Here is an 18,517-nt window from a genome sequence, read left to right on the forward strand (position 1 = left end):
CAAGATGGGGGAATTTACTCCCAAGAGTATACTAACTATCAGTCTTTCGCCTGAAATCCCGATAGCCAGCATTCTATGTGAGCAGACTTAAATAAAGCTTAAGCGAAACAATCTCTTTCTGAAGCAAGTGCAAGCGATTAAAAATTATTCGCTATCCAGGTCCAGTAGGTGCTGACGCTTCTCCAGCAGATCGCGGATTAGCGGCGTGAGGATAAGCTCCATCGCCAGCGACATCTTGCCGCCGGGCACCACTAAGGTGTTGATGCGCGACATGAAGGAACCGTCGATCATCTTCAGATAATAGGGGAAGTCGACATTCTTGATGCCGCGAAAACGGATCACTACGAAGCTCTCATCCAGGCTGGGGATGGTCTTGGCGCTAAAGGGGTTAGAGGTGTCAACCGTCGGTACCCGCTGGAAGTTGATATGGGTGCGGGAGAACTGCGGCGTCATATGGTTGATATAGTCTTCCATGCTGCGCACGATAGAGCCCATCACCTTCTCGCGACTGTGGCCTCTGTCTGAGGTGTCGCGAATGATCTTCTGGATCCACTCCAGGTTGACGATAGGCACCATGCCGATCAGCAGATCCACGTGTTGGGCCACGTCGCAGTCATCTGTGACCACGCCTCCATGTAGGCCCTCGTAGTAGAGCATGTCGGTGTTTTCCGGCAGCGGTCGCCACTGGGTGAAGGTGCCCGGCATCTGGTTGAAAGGCACGGCCTCGTCGAAGGTGTGCAGGTAGGAGCGGGTCTCGCCCTGGCCGGTGGCACTATAATCGCTGAAACACTGTTCCAGCTTGGCGAAGTCGTTGGCCTCTGGGCCGAAATAACTGATGTTGCGGTTTTCGTTTTGCGCCTGACGGATCTTGAGTTCCATCTCGGGACGGGTGTAGTGGTGAAAGCTGTCACCCTCGATCATCGCGGCATTGATCCCCAACTGACGGAAGATATGGCTAAATGCGGTCGTGGTCGTCGTGGTGCCTGCTCCAGAGGAGCCGGTCACGGCAATAATAGGGTGTTTAGCTGACATTCTTCTACCTAAAAGCGCTGAGCTGATGCCTGAGAAAAGGCATTTGTGAACCAATAGTTATACGGCACACAGAACCTAAAGGTCAACAGGGCTCGTCATCTCGTCCCTGCTGTGTCAAGGTATCTTGCCGCTGGCGAATGGCGATCGATTCCTCCTCTTCGCTGTATTCGACCACAAGCTCGCTGCGGGCCAGCGCCTGACGACACTGCGCGATGGCTCGGGCCAAGGCCTGGTCATCCAGGCTGGCGAAGCTGCCATCTTCGGTCTGGGTAAACAAAAATTCCTTGATCAAATTGTCCAGGGTTTCCGCTGGCAGTTGTAGCAGGGATTGATAGGGGACCAGCATCTTTAAGCCTCCAACAGAAAATGGACAATACGCTGCTCCAGATAATATCTGGGCTTGAGGGGATGACCACCGTCGATAAAACCGACATGGCCGCCCTGTTGGTGCAGCTCATAGGTGACCTGAGGCGACAGTGTCTCCTGGCTTGGAATCACCTCATCTGTCATGAAGGGGTCATCCTGGGCGTGGATCACCAGGGTCGGTTTGGCGACTTGGCTCAGGTAGGGCAGGCCGCTGGCGCGGGTGTAGTAGTCTTCCACGCCATCGAAGCCGTGCAGCGGCGCCGTCACCCTGTCATCGAACTGATGAAAGGTGGTCAGGCTCTCTACCTCGCTCTGGGTCACCGGCATCTGGGCGCTCAGGTCGGGCATCGCCAGCTTGTCACGTACCTTCTGCCGTAACTGCTTGATAAGGTAGCTCTGGTAGACCTTAGAGAAGCCATGTTTGAGACGTGTGGCACAGGCGCCCAGCTGCAGCGGCGCCGAGATCACCACGGCGCGATCCACCAGGCTGGCATCGCCTTGCTCGCCCATATATTTGGCCAGCACATTGCCCCCCAGGCTGTAGCCTACCGCCAATAGCGGCGAGTCGGGATAGTCCCTTCGCAGCAGGCTAAGTGTGGTGTGCAGGTCTTGAGTGTCGCCGCTGTGATAGCTGCGGGCGAGGCGATTGGTCACTCCCGAGCAGCTGCGGTGATGGTGCACCAGGGCGCTGACCTTATGCTCGTCCAGCAGTGTTAGCAGGCGTCTGGCATAGTGAGAGTCGGCGCTGCCCTCTAAGCCATGTACTAAGACGACTATGGGTTCCCCCTGAACTGGTTTGGCCAGCCAGTCGAGATCGATAAAGTCGCCGTCATCCAGCTCCAGGCGTTGGCGGGTCAGGGCTGGCCTGCCGACCTTTGTCAGTACGGGCAGTATGGTTTGCACATGGGGATTTCTTGCCCACCAGGGGGGCGTGAAGCTACGCTGGGTCATAAATCGCTATTGCCGAAAATTAAAACATGTGTTTAATTGTTATCTGAGTCGCTAGTGTAGCACAGATCCTATATTGGCCTTTATAGCCTATCTTAGGCCAGATGGGATACCACAGATGACGGAGCACAGGGAATAAGATGAATCGACGCACCTTTTTAACCACGGCCCTCGTGGGGACCGGCGCCCTGGCACTGGGGGTGAACCTGTATCATCCGCCTCAGGTGAGAGTGAGTGCCTCCCTGGATCAGTCCCATCGCCTGCTGTTTAGCCTGCTAGTGCCCGTATTTCTCGACGGCGCCTTGCCCAATACCCAGTCGCTGCGCGTGGCGGCGCAAAATCGCACCTTAGACGCCATAGTGGCGACCATGGATCTACTGCCCGATGAGTCCCGCGAAGAACTTGAGCAGTTATTGGAGCTGCTGGAGTCTCGTCTGGGACTGCTACTGCTGACCGGTAACATGACGCCGCTGTTGATGAGGCAGCCTCAGGAGCTGGTGGCCATGCTCGAAGCCTGGCGCAGCAGTTTTCTCGACCTTATGGTGACCGCCTATCAGGGGCTGCGTGAGCTGGTGCTGGCTAGTTACTACAGCTGCCCTGAGCATTGGACACGATTGAATTACGAGAAGCCGCGGCTGTTTAACTGATTTGCCCCTAATCTGCTGGGAGTCTAAGCCGCTAGAAACTTAAGCCGCTACAAACCCGAACCACCGATTACATATCATCGGACTGATAAACATTGACCCTGATAACAGGGCAAAGGAGCGCCATTGGCCATCGAAGATCCCATAGTGACCGGCCTTGCAGGCGGCTGGAAACACATAGATGCCAGTCAACTGACCCAAGACCAAACCCTTGAGGCCGATGTGGTGATCGTCGGCAGCGGCGCCGGTGGTGGCGTGGCAGCCGAGATCATGGCCGAGGCGGGCCTGTCGGTGATCATAGTCGAAGGAGGGCCGCTGAAATCGTCCGAGAGCTTCAACATGGAGGAGCGACGCGCCTACCCCAATCTGTATCAGCAGGCCGCCTCCATGAAGACCAAGGATAAGGCGATCGGCATCTTTCAGGGCCGAGCCGTCGGCGGCTCCACCACCATCAACTGGACTACCTCGATCCGCACCCCTGAAAACGCCCTAAGATTCTGGGCCGAGCATAAGTCGGTGGAAGGCCTCTCCAAGGAGGCGTTGGCACCCTGGTTTGACAAGATGGAGCAACGGCTCAATATCACTAAGTGGCCCTTCGAGCCCAATCGTAACAACATGGCGCTGAAACAGGGCTGTGAGGCGCTGGGCTGGGATTACACAGTTATCAAGCGCAACGTGGCGGGCTGCTGGAACACTGGTTATTGCGGCATGGGCTGCCCGGTCAATGCCAAGCAGTCTATGCTGGTCACTACCATACCCGCGGCGCTGGATCGCGGGGCGACCCTGGTGAGCCGCGCCAAGGTGAGTAAGATAGAGCACCACAACGACAAGGTGTACGCCCTCAAGGCTCAGGCGTTCACCGAGTCGCTGCGCCCCAGCGGTGTACAGCTGATGTTTAAGGCCAGGCATTATATCCTCAGCGCCGGCGCCATCCATACGCCGGCCCTGATGATGCGATCGCAGCTCCCGGATCCCAATAAGCTTCTGGGCAAGCGCACCTTTTTGCACCCCACCTTGCTGAGCGGGGCTCTGTTTAGTGATGCCATCAATGGCCATAGCGGCGCCCCACAGTCTATCTATTCGGATCAGTTTGTCTGGCAAGACGGTGCCGACGGTGAGCTGGGTTATAAGCTGGAGGTGCCGCCCATTCATCCGGTGCTGATCGCCTCGAAATCTTTGGGCTATGGCCAGAGTCATGCCGAGTTGATGGCGCAGTTTAATCAGTTACAGGTCACCATTGCCCTGGTGAGGGATGGTTATCATGAGGGCAGCCCGGGCGGCCAGGTGCTGCTGACGGACAAGGGCTATACCCTGGATTACCCACTGACCGACGCCTTCTGGCGCGCGGCGCGGCGCGCCTTTGCCAGCATGGCCGAGCTACAGTTTGCCGCTGGGGCGCAGAAGGTGCTGCCCATGAGCGAGGGCATGCCCTATCTGCCGAGCTGGCAGGCGGCCAAGGAGGCCATTGCCGAGATGCCACTGGCGCCGCTCAAGACTGTGGTGGCCTCGGCCCACGTGATGGGCGGCTGCCCGCTGGGTGAAGATACCAGTCAGGCCATGGTCAATAGTCAGGGACGTAGCCACTATCTGGAGAATCTGTCTGTGATGGATGGCTCTCTGTTCCCCACCAGTCTGGGGGCGAATCCTCAGCTCTCCATCTATGGCATTACCGCCCGCAATGCCAGCCTGCTGGCCAGCGAGTTGAGCGGCGGCGTGTAATTAGGCGCTTTTTAGGCCTGGCGGGTCAGGGTCTGTGCCAGCTGGTGGTACTGGGCTATCTCTATCTGATACAGGCCGAGGTAGCGGGGAAGGTTAGCCAGGCCCTGTTCACTCGGGATTTGCCTTAGCTGGCGCAGTATCATTGCCTGAGATTTCCGCTCCAGCATGAGCTCCACAGATAGCATCTGGCGATATTCGGCCTCGGCCAAGTTGTGTTTGCTGAGCTTTCTCAGCCGACGATAGGGCTTGAGTACCTTCTGCTCCCAGGTCTCGACCTGCTGGCTGAGCTGCTGCCAATCCTGGTCGCTCAGGTAGTAGTGCTGCTCGTCGAGCCACTGAGCCAGCAGCAGTAGGTTGACGTTGAGCCCATAGTCATCCTGCAGCTTGAGATAGAGCAGCTGCCCCTTCTCGTAGAGGCTATCGCAGGTCTGCCATAGGCTGGCGTCGAAATGATTTACATGGCTCATGCTTCATCCTTGCATTAATTAGCTAAGCGCGGGCGCAGGTTAACTCAGGGCCCTGGCCTCTTGCTCTATGGCTTCGATCTCCTCTTGCAGCTCGAGCCATTCCATCTCGCTCTCTTCAAGTGTCTGGGTCTGCTGGGTGCGCTCGGCCAGTACCTGGGTGAGCTTGGCCTTGTTGTCGGCCTCATACAGGCTGGTATCGGCCAGCAGGTTTTCCAGCTCTGCCAGCTTATCGCTGCAGGCTTGCTGAATCTTCTCAAGCTTGGCCTGCGCCTTCTTCATCGGCGACAGCTTCTGTCTCAGCTCGGCCTCCAGGCGTTTCTGTAGCTTCTTGTCCTGGGCCGGGCTGGCATCCTCAGAGACCGCCGGTTTGTTGGCCTCCTTGGCAGCGTCCAGCAGCCACTGATGGTAGTCGTCGAGATCGCCGTCGAAACTCTTCACCTCGCCGCCGTCGACCAGGTAGTAGTCGCTACAGCTCAGACGCAGCAGGTGCCTGTCGTGTGACACTATGATCATGGCGCCTTCGAAGTCCTGCAGCGCCATGGTCAGGGCGTGACGCATCTCGAGATCCAGGTGGTTGGTGGGCTCATCGAGCAGCAGCAGGTTAGGGCGTTGCCACACCAGCAGCGCCAGTACCAGGCGGGCCTTTTCGCCGCCGGAGAAGGGGCGCACCGGCGACAGGGCCATGTCACCGTTAAAGCCGTAGCCGCCGAGGAAGTCTCTCAGCTCCTGCTCTCTGTGGGTCGGTGCCAGTCGCGTCAGGTGCTGTAGCGGCGACTCGTCCAGGCGCAGAAACTCCAGCTGATGCTGGGCGAAGTAACCTATGTTGAGGCCAGGATTAGGCTCATACAGGCCGCTCATGGGCTTGAGTTGTTCGGCCAGCAGCTTGATCAGGGTCGACTTACCCGCGCCGTTGCGCCCCAGTAGACCGATGCGGGCACCGGGTACCAGATTCAAATGCACATGGTTGAGGATCGCCTTGTCGCCATAGCCGACCGACACCTGCTCCATCTTCACCAGCGGGTTGGGCAGGGCCTCGGGGGCGCGAAACGCCATATGGAAGGGGCTGTCAGCCTTGGACGGCAGCAGCTCAGTCATTCTCTCTAACGCCTTGAGACGGCTCTGGGCCTGCTTGGCCTTGCTGGCCTTGTAGCGGAAACGATCGACGAAAGACTGCATGTGGGCGCGCTCTTTCTGTTGGCGCTCGAAGGCCACCTGTTGCTGGGCCATGCGCTCGGCGCGGATCCGCTCGAACGCGGTATAGTTGCCCTTGTAGTAGTTCAGCCTGTGGTGCTCGACATGCACTATCTCGTCGACGATGGCGTCGATAAAGTCTCTGTCGTGGCTGATGAGGATAAGTGTGCCCTGGTAAGCCTTTATCCAGCTTTCCAGCCAGTACATGGTATCTAAGTCGAGGTGGTTGGTGGGTTCGTCCAGCAGCAAGAGTTCGGAGCGGCACAGCAGTGCTTGAGCCAGGTTGAGACGCATGCGCCATCCCCCCGAGAAGCTCTTCACCGGATTTTGCTGCTCGGTCTCGCTAAAGCCCAGGCCGGCCAGCAGGCTGGCGGCGCGGGCGCGGATGCTGTAGCCGCCGATGGCGTCTATCTTGCCGTGGAGCAGGGCAATTTGGTGGCCGTCATCATCAAGCTGCGCCTTGTGCAGCGCCGTTTCCAGCTCGCGATATTCCCTGTCGCCGTCGATCACATATTCCAGCGCGCTTACCTCCAGCGCCGGCGTTTCCTGGGCGACGGTGGCGATCTGCCAGCCCGTGGGCACGCTGATCTCGCCCTTATCCAGGCTGAGTTGTCCCATGATCAACGCAAGCAGAGATGACTTGCCCGTGCCGTTGGCACCCACCAGGCCGACCTTGTGGCCGGGGTAGACAGTCAGAGAGGCTTCATCCAATAGGGTCTTGGAGCCGCGAATAAGTTGCGCTTGGGTAATGGTGATCATTGGGGTCGACTTGATGCATAGCTAAGGATTAATAGGCTTGGGATGATAGCCCAGTTGGGGTATGGCTTGCCACTCTTTAGCCGGGACATTTTGAATCCGATAGGGTGTTTTACTCCCGCTTGTGGCAAAATGGCCCCATCGACAGAGTTTTTATGCCAACAGGTAGAGTCAAGCGTGAGTAGAGTCAGAGTCAAGAAGCGTTTCGTTGCCGGTGCCAAGTGCCCCAAGTGTCATGCCCAGGACAGTATCGTGCTGTTTAAGGAGCAGGGAGTCGAAACGGTTGAGTGCGTCGAGTGCGATTACCGTGAGCAGCAGGCCGAGGCCGAAGTGGCCAAGCTGGCCACAGGCGCCGTGATTGGAGTGTTTAAGCCCTAACGCTATTTAGTCGTGAAAAGCCTAGCCGTGAAAAACTTAGTCGCGAAAACCCTGCTGTAGAAACAGGTGGCGCGTCTGATTAAAGCGTGCCTCATCGCAGAGTATGAAGTCGATCGCCAGCTGGGCGTTCTCCTGTATGAACTTCTCCGTCTTGGCGATTTCATATTCGTTCATCACGATATTCATCGCCTCCACCGTCCATTCACATTCCCCCTGGCCTATGCTGACCTCGTCGGGATCGTAATGGGTCACCATCCAGTCTTGTAACTGTTCGTTGTCTATCTTGGCCTGTTGCCAGGCTGTAAGTTGGTCGATGAGTTGTTGTTTGCTGATGTTGGCTTGGCTCATGGCGAGAATTTGGCTTGTCACTGTCTATTTGATATGGATGGCGCTAAGCATAACCCAAAGCCAGGCTGGCGCGAACATTTACGGCAGCCTAAGCCCCTGGGCGCTGATCGGATCTTTCGTTATTGGGTTGCTTTGGTTGCATTTTTGTCATCAATGGTTAAGGAAACTTGATCCCCGTCATCACACTAAGGTTGCGTCTGGGCGCGGCTCGGGGTAGTTTGAGGTGTTTTTTTGCCTGGAAGACTCAAAATGAATAACAATACTCAGTCCACAGCGGCGCCGCGCTTCCCCAGAATCTTCTGGATCGCCAACGGTGTCGAGCTGCTCGAACGAGCGGCATATTACGGGGTGTTCATCGTTATCACCCTCTATCTGTCACGTATCTTAGGCTTTAGCGATGTCGAAGCCGCCTGGTTGGCGGGTTCATTCTCTGCCGGCCTCTATTTCCTTCCCACCTTCAGCGGCGCACTTGCCGACAAGATAGGTTTTCGCGGCGCCCTGCTACTGGCATTCGGCCTGCTGACGATAGGCTATGCCTCGCTGGCGATATTCCCGGCGCTTATTGAATCTCAAGGGCTGGTGGAGTATGGCAAGGAGACCATCTACCACGGCTTGAAGGAGGCGGATATTCGCTGGGCCATTGTGCCTATCCTGGTCGTCATCATGATAGGAGGCTCATTTATCAAGGCGGTGATCACAGGCACCGTGGCGCTGTCGACCACCACAGAGACTCGCGCCAAGGGCTTCTCTATCTTCTACATGATGGTCAATATCGGCGCCTTCTCGGGTAAGACAGTGGTGAAGCCGCTGCGCGAATCCATGGGTGACCTGGGCCTAATCAACCTTAACTACTTCGCCGCCACCATGACGCTGATCGCCTTCTTCAGCATCTTCCTGTTCTTCAAGAGCACGGAGGAGAACCGCTCCGGCAAGAGCCTGGGCGAGATCTGGCAGGCGCTGCTCAAGGTTCTGTCTAATGGTCGATTGATAGCCCTAATCTTAATCATCACAGGCTTCTGGATGGTGCAGCATCAGCTCTACGCGACCATGCCAAAGTATGTGCTGCGTATGGCCGGTGAGGGCTCATCGCCGTCATGGTACGCCAACGTTAACCCTCTGGTGGTCTTCCTCTGCGTCAGCTTCGTCACAGGTATCATGGCCAAGCGCAGCGCGTTGACCTCTATGACGGTGGGGATGTTTATCATGCCGGTATCGGCTCTGCTGATGGCGTCTGGCAACATGTTTGCCGGTAGCGAGACCATCTTAGGCATGCACCCCATCGCCGCCATGATGATCATAGGCATCGTATTCCAGGGCCTGGCCGAGTGTTTCATCTCGCCGCGCTTCCTGGAGTATTTCTCGCTACAGGCGCCTAAGGGCGAAGAGGGTCTCTACCTGGGCTTCTCGCACCTGCACTCTTTCATCAGTTCATTGCTGGGCTTTGGTCTGTCGGGTTACTTGCTGGAGGCCTACTGCCCGGATCCGCGCGTGTATAACGACCACGCCGCCTGGGTCGAGGCCTCGGCACATGCTCACTATATCTGGTATGTGTTTGCCGCTATCGCCAGCGTGTCGGCAGTATCGCTCATCATCTATGGCGCCGTGATCAAGCGTATCGATGCCAAGAATGATACCGACGCCGAACTGGCAACCGCCTAACTGTTTGACTCAGTTTTGGTTGGTTTAACCCTGAATGCCGTCGCGATCCCACGCGGCGGCTTTTATTTTATTCCCCCAGCTAATTGGCGCATTGCCGCCTTATTGCTGCTATAATCGCCGCCATATCCACGCACGCCCTTGAAGATTCATCGGCTGCTGCCATCACATAGCTTTATTTGTGCCTGATCTACTTAAGTTTTTCTCGGCACAGCATTAGGAAATTACCGTGAGTCAATCTGACGCTACTACGCCAAGCGGGGCTTTTAACAGTCTACCGCTTAAACCCGCTTTGCTCGATACCCTGAAATCTATCGGCTTTCACCAGATGACGCCTATTCAGGCCCAGAGTCTGCCAGCCATCCTCAATGGGCAGGACGTCATAGGTCAGGGCAAGACGGGTTCGGGCAAGACTGCCGCCTTCGGCCTTGGGCTGCTTAACAAGCTAAACGTGAAGCGTTTTCGCATCCAGTCCCTGGTACTTTGCCCGACCCGTGAGTTGGCTGATCAGGTGGCGGCGGAGCTGCGCACCCTGGCTCGTGGTATCCACAACATCAAGATCCTCACCCTGTGCGGTGGCGTGCCCATGGGGCCCCAGATAGGCTCGCTGGAACACGGCGCCCACATTATCGTCGGCACGCCGGGGCGCATCATAGATCACCTCGAACGTGGCCGCTTGGATCTCGACAACGTCGATACGCTGGTGCTGGATGAGGCCGATCGCATGTTAGAGATGGGCTTTCAACGTGAGCTGGACGCCATCATGCAAGAGGTGCCCCGCGAGCGTCAGACCCTGCTGTTTAGTGCCACCTTCCCCGATCAGATCCAGAGCCTCAGCGAGCAGTTTATGATCGACCCTCTGATGGTGAAGGTCGAGGCTCACCACGACGGTGAGACAATCGAGCAGCACTTCTATGAGTGCGGCAATAACAATGATCGCATGAAGGCGCTGCAGCTTCTGCTGCTTAAACATCAGCCCGAGAGCGCCGTGGTTTTCTGTAACACCAAGCGTGAGACCAAGGACGTGGCGGCCAAGCTGACCAACGCAGGTTTTAGTGTCGTGGCCCTGCATGGGGATCTGGAGCAGCGAGATCGCGACCAGATGCTGCTCAAGTTTGCCAACAAGAGTGCCAGCGTCATGGTGGCCACAGACGTGGCCGCCCGCGGCCTGGATATCGACGCCCTGGACATGGTGGTCAACTATCACCTGGCCTACGATACCGAGGTGCACATTCACCGTATCGGTCGTACCGGACGTGCCGGTAGCAAGGGCGCGGCCTATAGCCTGTTTAACCATGAAGATGGTTACAAGCTCACCATGCTGGCGGATCTGCTTGGCCGCGAGATCGATGGCGAGGCGTTGCCAGGCGAAGGCCTGCTCGACACCCTGCCGCCTCAGCCTAAGATGGTGACCATACAGATAGATGGTGGCAAGAAGCAGAAGATTCGCCCTGGGGATATCCTCGGCTGTCTCACCGGCGAGAACGGTATCGAGGGCAGTGAGGTGGGTAAGATTAAGATCACCGAGTTTCGCTCATATGTAGCGGTAGATCGCAAGGTGCTGCGCAAGGCCCTTAATAAGATTGTGAAAGGCAAGCTTAAGGGCAAGAGTTATCGGGCGTGGGAGTTAAAGTAATTAATCGCGTAATCTAGCGCGGTGATTGGAAAAGGAGCTGACTGACGTTAGCTCCTTTTTTGTTGTCTGGGGGTTGGTGGGGGCAGATCATCGATATATCTTATCTCTTTGTTCGATTTGTGTTTGGCAGCATGTTTATTTGTTGAGTGAGTTTGAAGGTCGCACTTTCATGGAAACTTATTGCCTGCCGCAGGCTTTATGTGCAGATACGCCCGTGACACGCTGTGCGCCATCCCTGGCCGCTCTACGGCTTCATCCATGAAACCGAAGGTCACTGGCGTATCTACACTCGGTATCTAACGTCTCTTCGATTTGGCCGTGTTTGGTATTCTTGCTTTGTTTTTGTGAGGCCTTAACCATTTGACTTAAAATTGTTGCCCTCTCTATATTTAATCGGAAGCACAATAGATCTCGTTAAATAGTGTCCCACTTTTTAGATGTAGTCACTTTTCTCCTAACAATAAATAATCGGTTGTTTCTATATATTTCAGTTGGTTACGTTTTTCAATGTGTTGGGTGGTAAAGGTTTACATATTTGGTATTATTTGCTAGTAAGTATTATTTAAAAATGAGAAGTTACCATGATGAAAGAGGCTCTTAGATATTTATCTATCATCCTTGGAGCAATAAGTGTTGTTAGTTTTACACAGAGATTTATTGATATTGGTTTGTTTGAAACTGTTGAGGTTCTAGTTGAGTACTACCGAAATATAGCGCATATAGTTTTCGCAGTTCCTTTTGATACCTTAGGTATCAAAATTCCTGCCTCATTAATAGATGTGTGGACGTTATCCTTTGTAGGTGCATCAGCCTACGTGGCAGTTCCAAATATTGAGGATTCACGCTTCTTCCGAGTACGACCGAACTTGGCAAACTATAAGTACTGGAAGGTTGCATTTTTATTTGTAATGGGGATGAGTGGTTTAGGTATAGCTGTATTGATAAGCTCTTTATATCCAAATACATATGTTGATGGATTTCACGAAGAACCGCTAGATTTGATGAAAGAGGCAGCAAAAAAGGTTTTCTATATTTTGGGCGCAGCGGTAATATTTTTTGTCCTAAATGCGTTTGCACCCAGTGCGTAAAATTGCATAACAAGGTGCTAAGTTTGATGCCTAGCGGCTCAATTTAGCTCGGTGCTATATTTCAAGGTGGAAGAAAAATAATGAAGGACTATCAACCTGAACTATATGGATTTCTTTTAGCCATTGGGTTGCTTAATTTGTGGTATTTGACAGGTGTTGCAATCGAGGAGTCTGTGCTGCCAAAGAATTATGATTTTGTGATTAAGTTCTTTACAGTCGGTGTTGGTGGATTTGCTGGTGCTTATTCAGCGTTTAAACTAAAAAGTTATCAAGACCGACTATCCGAAGAACAAAGGAGGGTTTCAGCGCTTAATTGGGCATTATTCATCCTAATTCGTAAGTATAATGCCATTGAAAACATGAAGGCCAGTATGGATAAATACGAACGTCCTTTTGACCGAGCCTTTTCTCTACCTGCAATGGTTCCTGCACCATATGATGAGTTGAAGATTGAGGTCAACGAATTATCATTCTTGGTAGATTTTGATAAGGCCAACTTTCTTATGGAACTTTCATTAGAGCAAGATCGATTTAGGCAAGCAATGCGAGCTATTGAGATACGAAATGAATTCTATGTTGGAGAAATACAACCAGCATTGAGTCATTACGCATTGAACGGTCGTCCTTTACCTCTAGCAGAGTTTCAAGAAAAACTTGGGGAAAGATTGTTCGAGGGAGCCATTAATGGTGCTGAAAATATGTACGAACATGTATATAAGACAAGTGACACACTGGATAAAATGATTCAATCATTCCGAGAGGTGGCAAAGGAACTGTACCCAGGAAAGAAGTTTGTTGGCTGGATTAAGAAAACGTAATAAGGAATTAAAGTTTACCCGGAAGTAGTCGGGATAGGAATATGCCGCCTCTTTTTTAGCGTTAATCTTTGTTTGATGATGCTAGCCACACAATTAACGTTCAATCGAAGAGACGATAGGTACTGGTGTAAACACGTTTTTGGCCTTCGAAATCAGGGATGATTTCGTAGAGCCCACAGGGAAGTGCTAGTGGCGTGCCAAAAACGTGTTTGCACATAAAGCCTGCGGCAGGCAATTGATTCACCATGTAGCCATGGTTCGAAATGCCCATTTCAAATAGTAAAGTCAGCTAAATCTAACCAATTGAAAGCATCTGAAAACACCTCTCAGCTGTACCTACACTTAAGGTAGCTCCTTTATATCTGACCTATTTTGACATGGGAAAGATCAACATTTGCCCCTTGCTCTGACATTTATGGAGTAAAGCGAATCGCTGCGACAGATTTTGTCGCAGGTGAGTAGTATGCTGTTGATATTGCTCATCAAGGGAACTCTGAATGCAAACCAATATCCAGCGCCAACTTAAGATGCTCGAGCTTATTCCCAGGCATCCGAGAAAGATCACGGCCAATAGAATCACCGAACGACTCAGCGACTTAGGTTTCGATGTGGGGCTGCGCACTGTGCAGCGAGAGCTCAAGGCCATGTATGAGATGGGGTTGTTCGGCCTGGAGATGGACGACAGATGCAAGCCCTTCGGCTGGTCGGTTGCCGCCTGCTGGCAGGGGATGAACCTCACCCTGATGGATCGTCATGTGGCGCTGGCGTTTTTTACCTTGAAACACAACGCCCGCCAGCTATTGCCACCCGGTAGCCTCAAGCAGTTGGCGCCCTATTTCGAGCGTGCCGATCAGGTGCTGGGCAGCGACTCGGACAGATCCTGGCTCTATTGGGCCTGCCGCGTGGCCCAGCTGCCCGAGCCCTTGCCCCTGATGCATATCGAACAAGACCCAGAGGTGCTGGAAACGGTGCAGGAGGCCCTGCTGCAGAAGCGTCAGATCGCCTGCCAGCTAAAGCGTTTCATCAAGGATAAGGTACACTGGGTGGACTATTCGCCGATAAATTTACAGGGGATAAAGATCACCGATGGTGTGGCCTTGCTGGTGTTTACCATTGGCAGCTTTCACACCAAGCTCTACGCCAGACCCATAGACTCTGTCCGTCACGTGCGCCTGCTGGATACCCCAGTGGTGACCCGGGAGAACTTCGCCGAGGCCTTGCATGATGGGGTGCGCCATCCTGAAATGATTGACATAGAGTTGCTGTTCTCCCCCTCGGCCAACTTTATCCTCAGGCAAGCCAAACTCGCGGCCGATCAGCGCGTTGAGCGTCTGAGTGATGGCCGCTATTTGGTGCAGGCCAGGGTGAAAGATACCCCCAGGCTTAAGGCCTTCCTGTGGGAGATGGCCGATAGCGTCGAGGTGGTGGGACCGCCTAAGCTTAGAGCCCATTTTTCCCGCCTAAGTAGCAAACTGAGTCAACAATATCAAACTGCTGCGACGGGGCTTGTCGCAGCCGCGGGGTAAGCTAGGTAGAGTCATCAAGTGGAGGCTTTACCATGTTCGATCTCATTCCCCAAGGCGGTTATCTTCCTAAGATCTTGGTTGTCGGTGTTGGCGGCTGTGGCTGCAACACCATCAATCAGCTCTGTCAGGCCGAGCTCAATGATTCAGTTCAGCTGGTGGCGGTTAATACCGATGCTCAGTCCCTTGCCAGCGCCCAGTGCACCAGTCGCCTACAGATAGGAGAACAGAGCACTCGCGGCCTGGGGGCGGGGGCCAACCCAGAGAAAGGATTGGCCGCCGCGAAGGAGTCGGAGCAGGCGATCAATGAGTTGGTTGAGAATGCCGATCTGGTATTCATCACGGGTGGCATGGGGGGCGGTACAGGCACAGGAGCTATGCCGTTTATCGCATCCTTGGTGAAGCAGCTGGGTAAGCCACTGGTAGCCGTGGTCACCACCCCCTTTGTCTTCGAGGGCGAGCAGCGTAAACACGTTGCCCAGCAAGGGGTCGAGAAACTGTCGGAGCAGGCTAATAGCCTGATTGTGCTACCCAATGACAAGCTGGTCGCCATGCTGGATGAGAAGATCACCCTGATAAATGCCTTTAATCAGAGTAACCGGGTTCTGCAGGATGTATTGCAGGGGCTGACGGTGACCATCAGTCAGTCAGGGCTTATCAATATCGATCTTAATGATTTCGTTACCGTGATCAGCCATCAAGGGCGCGCGGCCATGGGCGTTGCCAGGCAGCAGGGCAGGGAGACTTTAGCCGATACCGTATCCCAGGCCCTCAACAATCCACTGCTGGAGGAAATGGAGCTGTCCAAGGCTAAGGGCGCCATCGTCAGCGTGGTGGCAACCGAAGCGGTCGAGCTTAATCAATACCATGCCATAGGCGACTTGGTGCATCAGCATCTCGGCAGCCAGGCCCAGGTGATCATAGGGCTCTCGATAGTGCCCGACCTGGAATGCGAGTTAGAGATAATGGTGATCGCCACAGGTATGCCGGGAGCCAGTGAGGTGTCTATGCCTAATGAGCGTTTCAACAACGCCGATCTACTCAATATCACAGACTTCCTCAAGGAGCGGGGAGAGCCCCAGCAGCAGGAAGAGGCGAGCCATGCGATAAGTCCTGAGGTTTACGACATTCCCAGCTGTATTCGCCCCAAGGGGCTAAGAAAACGTGTGATGTTAGATAAGTCCAGTAGTCGGCTGAGTTAACATAGATAACCATCTTAGATCGGGAAGAGTGTAATTAAGGTTACCCTTCGCTGCGGCTCTGGCGGTATTTGGGTAGGTCGTCGTCAATCTTGAGCCAGTCGGGTTGATTGTCCGTGTAGATATGATATCTGGGGGCGACGGTGTTGGGATCGTCCAGGCTGGCGATGCTCAGGGTGTAGTAATCTGGGTAGTCGGTACTGCGATAGCTGATGCTGGTGCCGCACTGCTGGCAAAAGCCACGACGTATGCTGTCTGATGAGGCGTATTCCTTGGGCGAACCTTGGAGCCAAGTGACCTGGTCGGCCTTAAAATCCATCCAGCAGGCGGCCATGGCGCCGGTACTCTTCTGGCACTGGCTGCAGTGGCAGTAATCGCTATCAAACGGCTGCGCCGACACCTTGTAACGCAGTGCGCCGCACAGGCAACCGCCTTGTAAATACTGATCGTTCTGTGTCGTCATGTCCGGCTCCTTATTCGCTAAAGGCCCCTTGCTGTTTATGGGCTAATGTCGGTAAATCGTCCCGATAAGTCAATGCCGAGCCCATCCTATCGCAACTAAATGCTTAGGTGGGGATATGAAAAAGCCTGTCGGATGACAGGCTTTTAGGCGTTCGTTGTTAAGTGCTAGCTCGACTAATTAGTGGCCGGTTTAGGCGCGCCCTGGCTCGGTCGACGACGTCTGCGGCGGCGTGCTGGGGCGTTGCCGTCCCTGTGCTCCTGCTTGCCTTGGTTTTGCGCTTGGTTTTGCGCTTGTTGACCTTCGCTAGTAGGCTTGCTCGTGCCAGTACTTGCGCCTGTTCGGCGACGGCCCTGACCCTCTTTGTTGCCCTGAGCTTGATCGCCGCGGCGAGGCTGGCCAGCCTTGTCTGAACCCTGACCGTTGCCTGAGCGATTGCTGCTGCGTTGGCTGTTGCTTTTAGGCTTAGGATTACGCGGTCCCTTGTGCTGGCCGTGGCGCTTTGGCGTCAGATCTGTCTCGGGTAGCGTGTGGCTCGGCTCTAGGCCCTCTACCAGGGTGCGCGGTAGGTTCTTACCAATCAGACGCTCGATATCGGCCAGCAGCTTGGCTTCTTCGTCGCTCACCAGGGAGATCGCCTTACCATCGGCACCAGCGCGGCCGGTGCGGCCGATTCTGTGCACATAATCTTCGGGCACGTTTGGCAGGTCGAAGTTGACGACTTGAGGCAGCTGGTCGATATCCAGGCCTCGGGCGGCGATGTCGGTTGCCACCAATACGCGGATCTCGCCCGACTTGAAGTTGGCCAGCGCCTTAGTGCGGGCCCCTTGACTCTTGTTGCCGTGGATGGCCGCGGCGGTGATCCCCTTGGCGTCCAGGGCCTTGGCCAAGCGGTTGGCACCATGCTTGGTACGGCTAAATACCAGCACCTGCTGCCAGTCACCCTGCTGGATGAGTTTTACCAGCGCCGCCGACTTCTTGCTCTTGTCTACCGGACAGATCAGCTGGGCGACTGTGTTGGCCGTGCTGTTGCGCGGAGTGACCGAGACCTCTACCGGGTTGTGTACCAGCCCCTTGGCCAGAGTGCGGATCTCATCGGAGAAGGTGGCGGAGAACATCAGGTTCTGTCGCTTGGGCGGTAAGATAGCAAGGATCTTCTTGATGTCGTGAATAAAGCCCATGTCCAGCATGCGATCGGCCTCATCCAGTACTAGTATCTCCAGCTGGCTGAAGCTGAGTGCCTGTTGCTGATAGAGATCCAGCAATCGACCCGGGGTCGCCACCAGAATGTCGACACCGCGTTGGAGACGGCTGATCTGCGGCCCTATGCCGACACCACCGAATACCACGGCGCTGCGCAGCGGCAGGTGCTTACCATAGGTGGTGACACTCTCGGCGACCTGAGCGGCCAGCTCACGGGTTGGGGTCAGCACCAGGGCGCGTACTTGCTTGTTGCGGGCGCGAGGGCCCTGGCTGAGCAGCTCCAGCAGCGGCAGGGTGAAGCCCGCCGTCTTGCCTGTCCCGGTTTGCGCCGCCGCCATCACGTCTTTGCCAGACAATACCGCAGGGATAGCCTGAGCCTGAATGGGCGAAGGGGTCTGATAACCTTTGTCTGTGACGGCCGTTAAAATGGGGGCGGATAAACCTAGGGAGGAAAAACTCATAGAGGGATCTCTTGGGCGACGATGGCGCATAATTGGGTGCCAGCGGGCTGGCGGGCGTGCAGCTTACATTAAGCGATAGCAAAGTGCTATCGAATTCGCCAGTTATGCTTAGCTGAAAGGGGCAACTTTTTCGCAAATTGTGCGCGCTAATGATTGAGTTTTATCCAGAGGAGACTACAATAGCCGCCTTTCTGACGACAGTGGTATATTGGACCGCTGTTTCCCTCAATGAGCGGCAAGTTTGCACTCGAAGATCGAATTAGGAAATTAACATGGCACAAAACAAGAAATACGGTCTTCGCGTGAGCGAAGTCGAAGGCAGCTGGACTGCTGAAGTCACCCGTCGCATGACGGCGCGTAAGATAGGCGTGACCAAGGCAAAATCCGGTTTTGCCAGCGAAGCCGAGGCGACCGCCTGGGGCGAAGAGACCCTTAAAGGCATAGTCGACAACCTGATGGTGCGTAATGAGCGCCGCGCCAAGCAACGCACCGAACGCAACGAGGCCGCTGCGGCTAAAGAAGCCGCCGCCGAGAAATGGCGCGCCGAGCGTGACGCAGCAGGCGACAGCGATTTCGATGAAGACTACTTCGACGAAGACGACGAATAACGGGACGAAGACGACG

General features: G+C 54.8%; 18 protein-coding genes. 10 read left to right on the forward strand and 8 right to left on the reverse strand.

Annotated elements, in window-relative coordinates; genetic code table 11:
* Positions 1–144: 144 nt before the first annotated feature.
* From L2731_RS02525 to L2731_RS02535, 3 genes are all read right to left on the reverse strand, one after another.
* Positions 145–1,032, reverse strand: coding sequence for a phosphoribulokinase (locus L2731_RS02525; protein ID WP_041508385.1), 888 nt, complete (start codon positions 1,030–1,032; stop codon positions 145–147).
* Positions 1,033–1,114: 82 nt separating this feature from the next.
* Positions 1,115–1,378, reverse strand: a complete 264-nt coding sequence (locus L2731_RS02530) for a YheU family protein (protein ID WP_249251690.1) — start codon at positions 1,376–1,378, stop codon at positions 1,115–1,117.
* A 2-nt stretch (positions 1,379–1,380) separates the two neighbouring features.
* Positions 1,381–2,349, reverse strand: a complete 969-nt coding sequence (locus tag L2731_RS02535; RefSeq protein ID WP_249251691.1) for a hydrolase — start codon at positions 2,347–2,349, stop codon at positions 1,381–1,383.
* A gap of 137 nt (positions 2,350–2,486) precedes the next feature.
* On the opposite strand from L2731_RS02535, the gene L2731_RS02540 reads away from it, so the two are divergent.
* Together L2731_RS02540 and L2731_RS02545 are read left to right on the forward strand one after the other, a co-directional pair.
* Entirely contained in the window at positions 2,487–2,993 is a 507-nt protein-coding gene (locus L2731_RS02540; protein ID WP_249251692.1) for a twin-arginine translocation signal domain-containing protein, read from the forward strand.
* A gap of 123 nt (positions 2,994–3,116) precedes the next feature.
* Positions 3,117–4,709 carry a GMC family oxidoreductase gene (locus tag L2731_RS02545; protein ID WP_249251693.1) on the forward strand — a complete coding sequence of 531 codons (1,593 nt, stop codon included), beginning with the start codon at positions 3,117–3,119 and terminating at the stop codon, positions 4,707–4,709.
* An 11-nt stretch (positions 4,710–4,720) separates the two neighbouring features.
* On the opposite strand, the gene L2731_RS02550 is transcribed toward L2731_RS02545, so the two are convergent.
* Complete coding sequence (locus L2731_RS02550; RefSeq protein WP_249251694.1) at positions 4,721–5,176, reverse strand: TIGR02444 family protein; 456 nt, start codon at positions 5,174–5,176, stop codon at positions 4,721–4,723.
* Positions 5,177–5,215: 39 nt separating this feature from the next.
* Entirely contained in the window at positions 5,216–7,126 is a 1,911-nt protein-coding gene (locus L2731_RS02555) for an ABC transporter ATP-binding protein (RefSeq protein ID WP_249251696.1), read from the reverse strand.
* Positions 7,127–7,300: 174 nt separating this feature from the next.
* Between L2731_RS02555 and L2731_RS02560 the strand changes: the two genes are divergently transcribed.
* Positions 7,301–7,501: a YheV family putative zinc ribbon protein gene (locus L2731_RS02560; protein WP_249251697.1), complete on the forward strand. Its 201-nt coding sequence runs from the start codon at positions 7,301–7,303 to the stop codon at positions 7,499–7,501.
* Between the two features lie 36 nt (positions 7,502–7,537).
* Here the strand turns inward: L2731_RS02560 and L2731_RS02565 are convergent, their stop codons facing one another.
* Complete coding sequence (locus L2731_RS02565; protein WP_249251980.1) at positions 7,538–7,849, reverse strand: hypothetical protein; 312 nt, start codon at positions 7,847–7,849, stop codon at positions 7,538–7,540.
* Positions 7,850–8,098: 249 nt separating this feature from the next.
* Here L2731_RS02565 and L2731_RS02570 point away from each other — a divergent pair, with 249 nt between their 5' ends.
* The 6 genes from L2731_RS02570 (at position 8,099) to ftsZ (ending at position 15,772) form a co-directional block, all read left to right on the forward strand.
* A complete protein-coding gene (locus L2731_RS02570; RefSeq protein WP_249251698.1) occupies positions 8,099–9,508 on the forward strand; it encodes an MFS transporter in 1,410 nt (469 codons plus the stop codon).
* A gap of 226 nt (positions 9,509–9,734) precedes the next feature.
* Complete coding sequence (gene dbpA / locus L2731_RS02575) at positions 9,735–11,141, forward strand: ATP-dependent RNA helicase DbpA (RefSeq protein WP_249251699.1); 1,407 nt, start codon at positions 9,735–9,737, stop codon at positions 11,139–11,141.
* A gap of 581 nt (positions 11,142–11,722) precedes the next feature.
* Entirely contained in the window at positions 11,723–12,229 is a 507-nt protein-coding gene (locus tag L2731_RS02580) for a hypothetical protein (RefSeq protein ID WP_249251700.1), read from the forward strand.
* An 80-nt stretch (positions 12,230–12,309) separates the two neighbouring features.
* Positions 12,310–13,047 carry a hypothetical protein gene (locus L2731_RS02585; protein ID WP_160797177.1) on the forward strand — a complete coding sequence of 246 codons (738 nt, stop codon included), beginning with the start codon at positions 12,310–12,312 and terminating at the stop codon, positions 13,045–13,047.
* A 497-nt stretch (positions 13,048–13,544) separates the two neighbouring features.
* A complete protein-coding gene (locus tag L2731_RS02590; protein WP_249251701.1) occupies positions 13,545–14,573 on the forward strand; it encodes a helix-turn-helix transcriptional regulator in 1,029 nt (342 codons plus the stop codon).
* Between the two features lie 32 nt (positions 14,574–14,605).
* Positions 14,606–15,772 (forward strand): cell division protein FtsZ, encoded by a 1,167-nt coding sequence (gene ftsZ, locus L2731_RS02595; RefSeq protein WP_249251703.1) that lies wholly within the window; start codon positions 14,606–14,608, stop codon positions 15,770–15,772.
* A 40-nt stretch (positions 15,773–15,812) separates the two neighbouring features.
* Here the strand turns inward: ftsZ and L2731_RS02600 are convergent, their stop codons facing one another.
* Entirely contained in the window at positions 15,813–16,232 is a 420-nt protein-coding gene (locus tag L2731_RS02600) for a GFA family protein (RefSeq protein WP_249251704.1), read from the reverse strand.
* Between the two features lie 173 nt (positions 16,233–16,405).
* Positions 16,406–17,893, reverse strand: coding sequence for a DEAD/DEAH box helicase (locus tag L2731_RS02605; RefSeq protein ID WP_249251705.1), 1,488 nt, complete (start codon positions 17,891–17,893; stop codon positions 16,406–16,408).
* A 272-nt stretch (positions 17,894–18,165) separates the two neighbouring features.
* Between L2731_RS02605 and L2731_RS02610 the strand changes: the two genes are divergently transcribed.
* Positions 18,166–18,501 carry a DUF3622 domain-containing protein gene (locus tag L2731_RS02610; RefSeq protein ID WP_249251706.1) on the forward strand — a complete coding sequence of 112 codons (336 nt, stop codon included), beginning with the start codon at positions 18,166–18,168 and terminating at the stop codon, positions 18,499–18,501.
* Positions 18,502–18,517 lie beyond the last annotated feature (16 nt).

The organism is Shewanella aquimarina, assembly GCF_023349185.1.
Classification (GTDB): Bacteria; Pseudomonadota; Gammaproteobacteria; order Enterobacterales; family Shewanellaceae; genus Shewanella; species Shewanella aquimarina.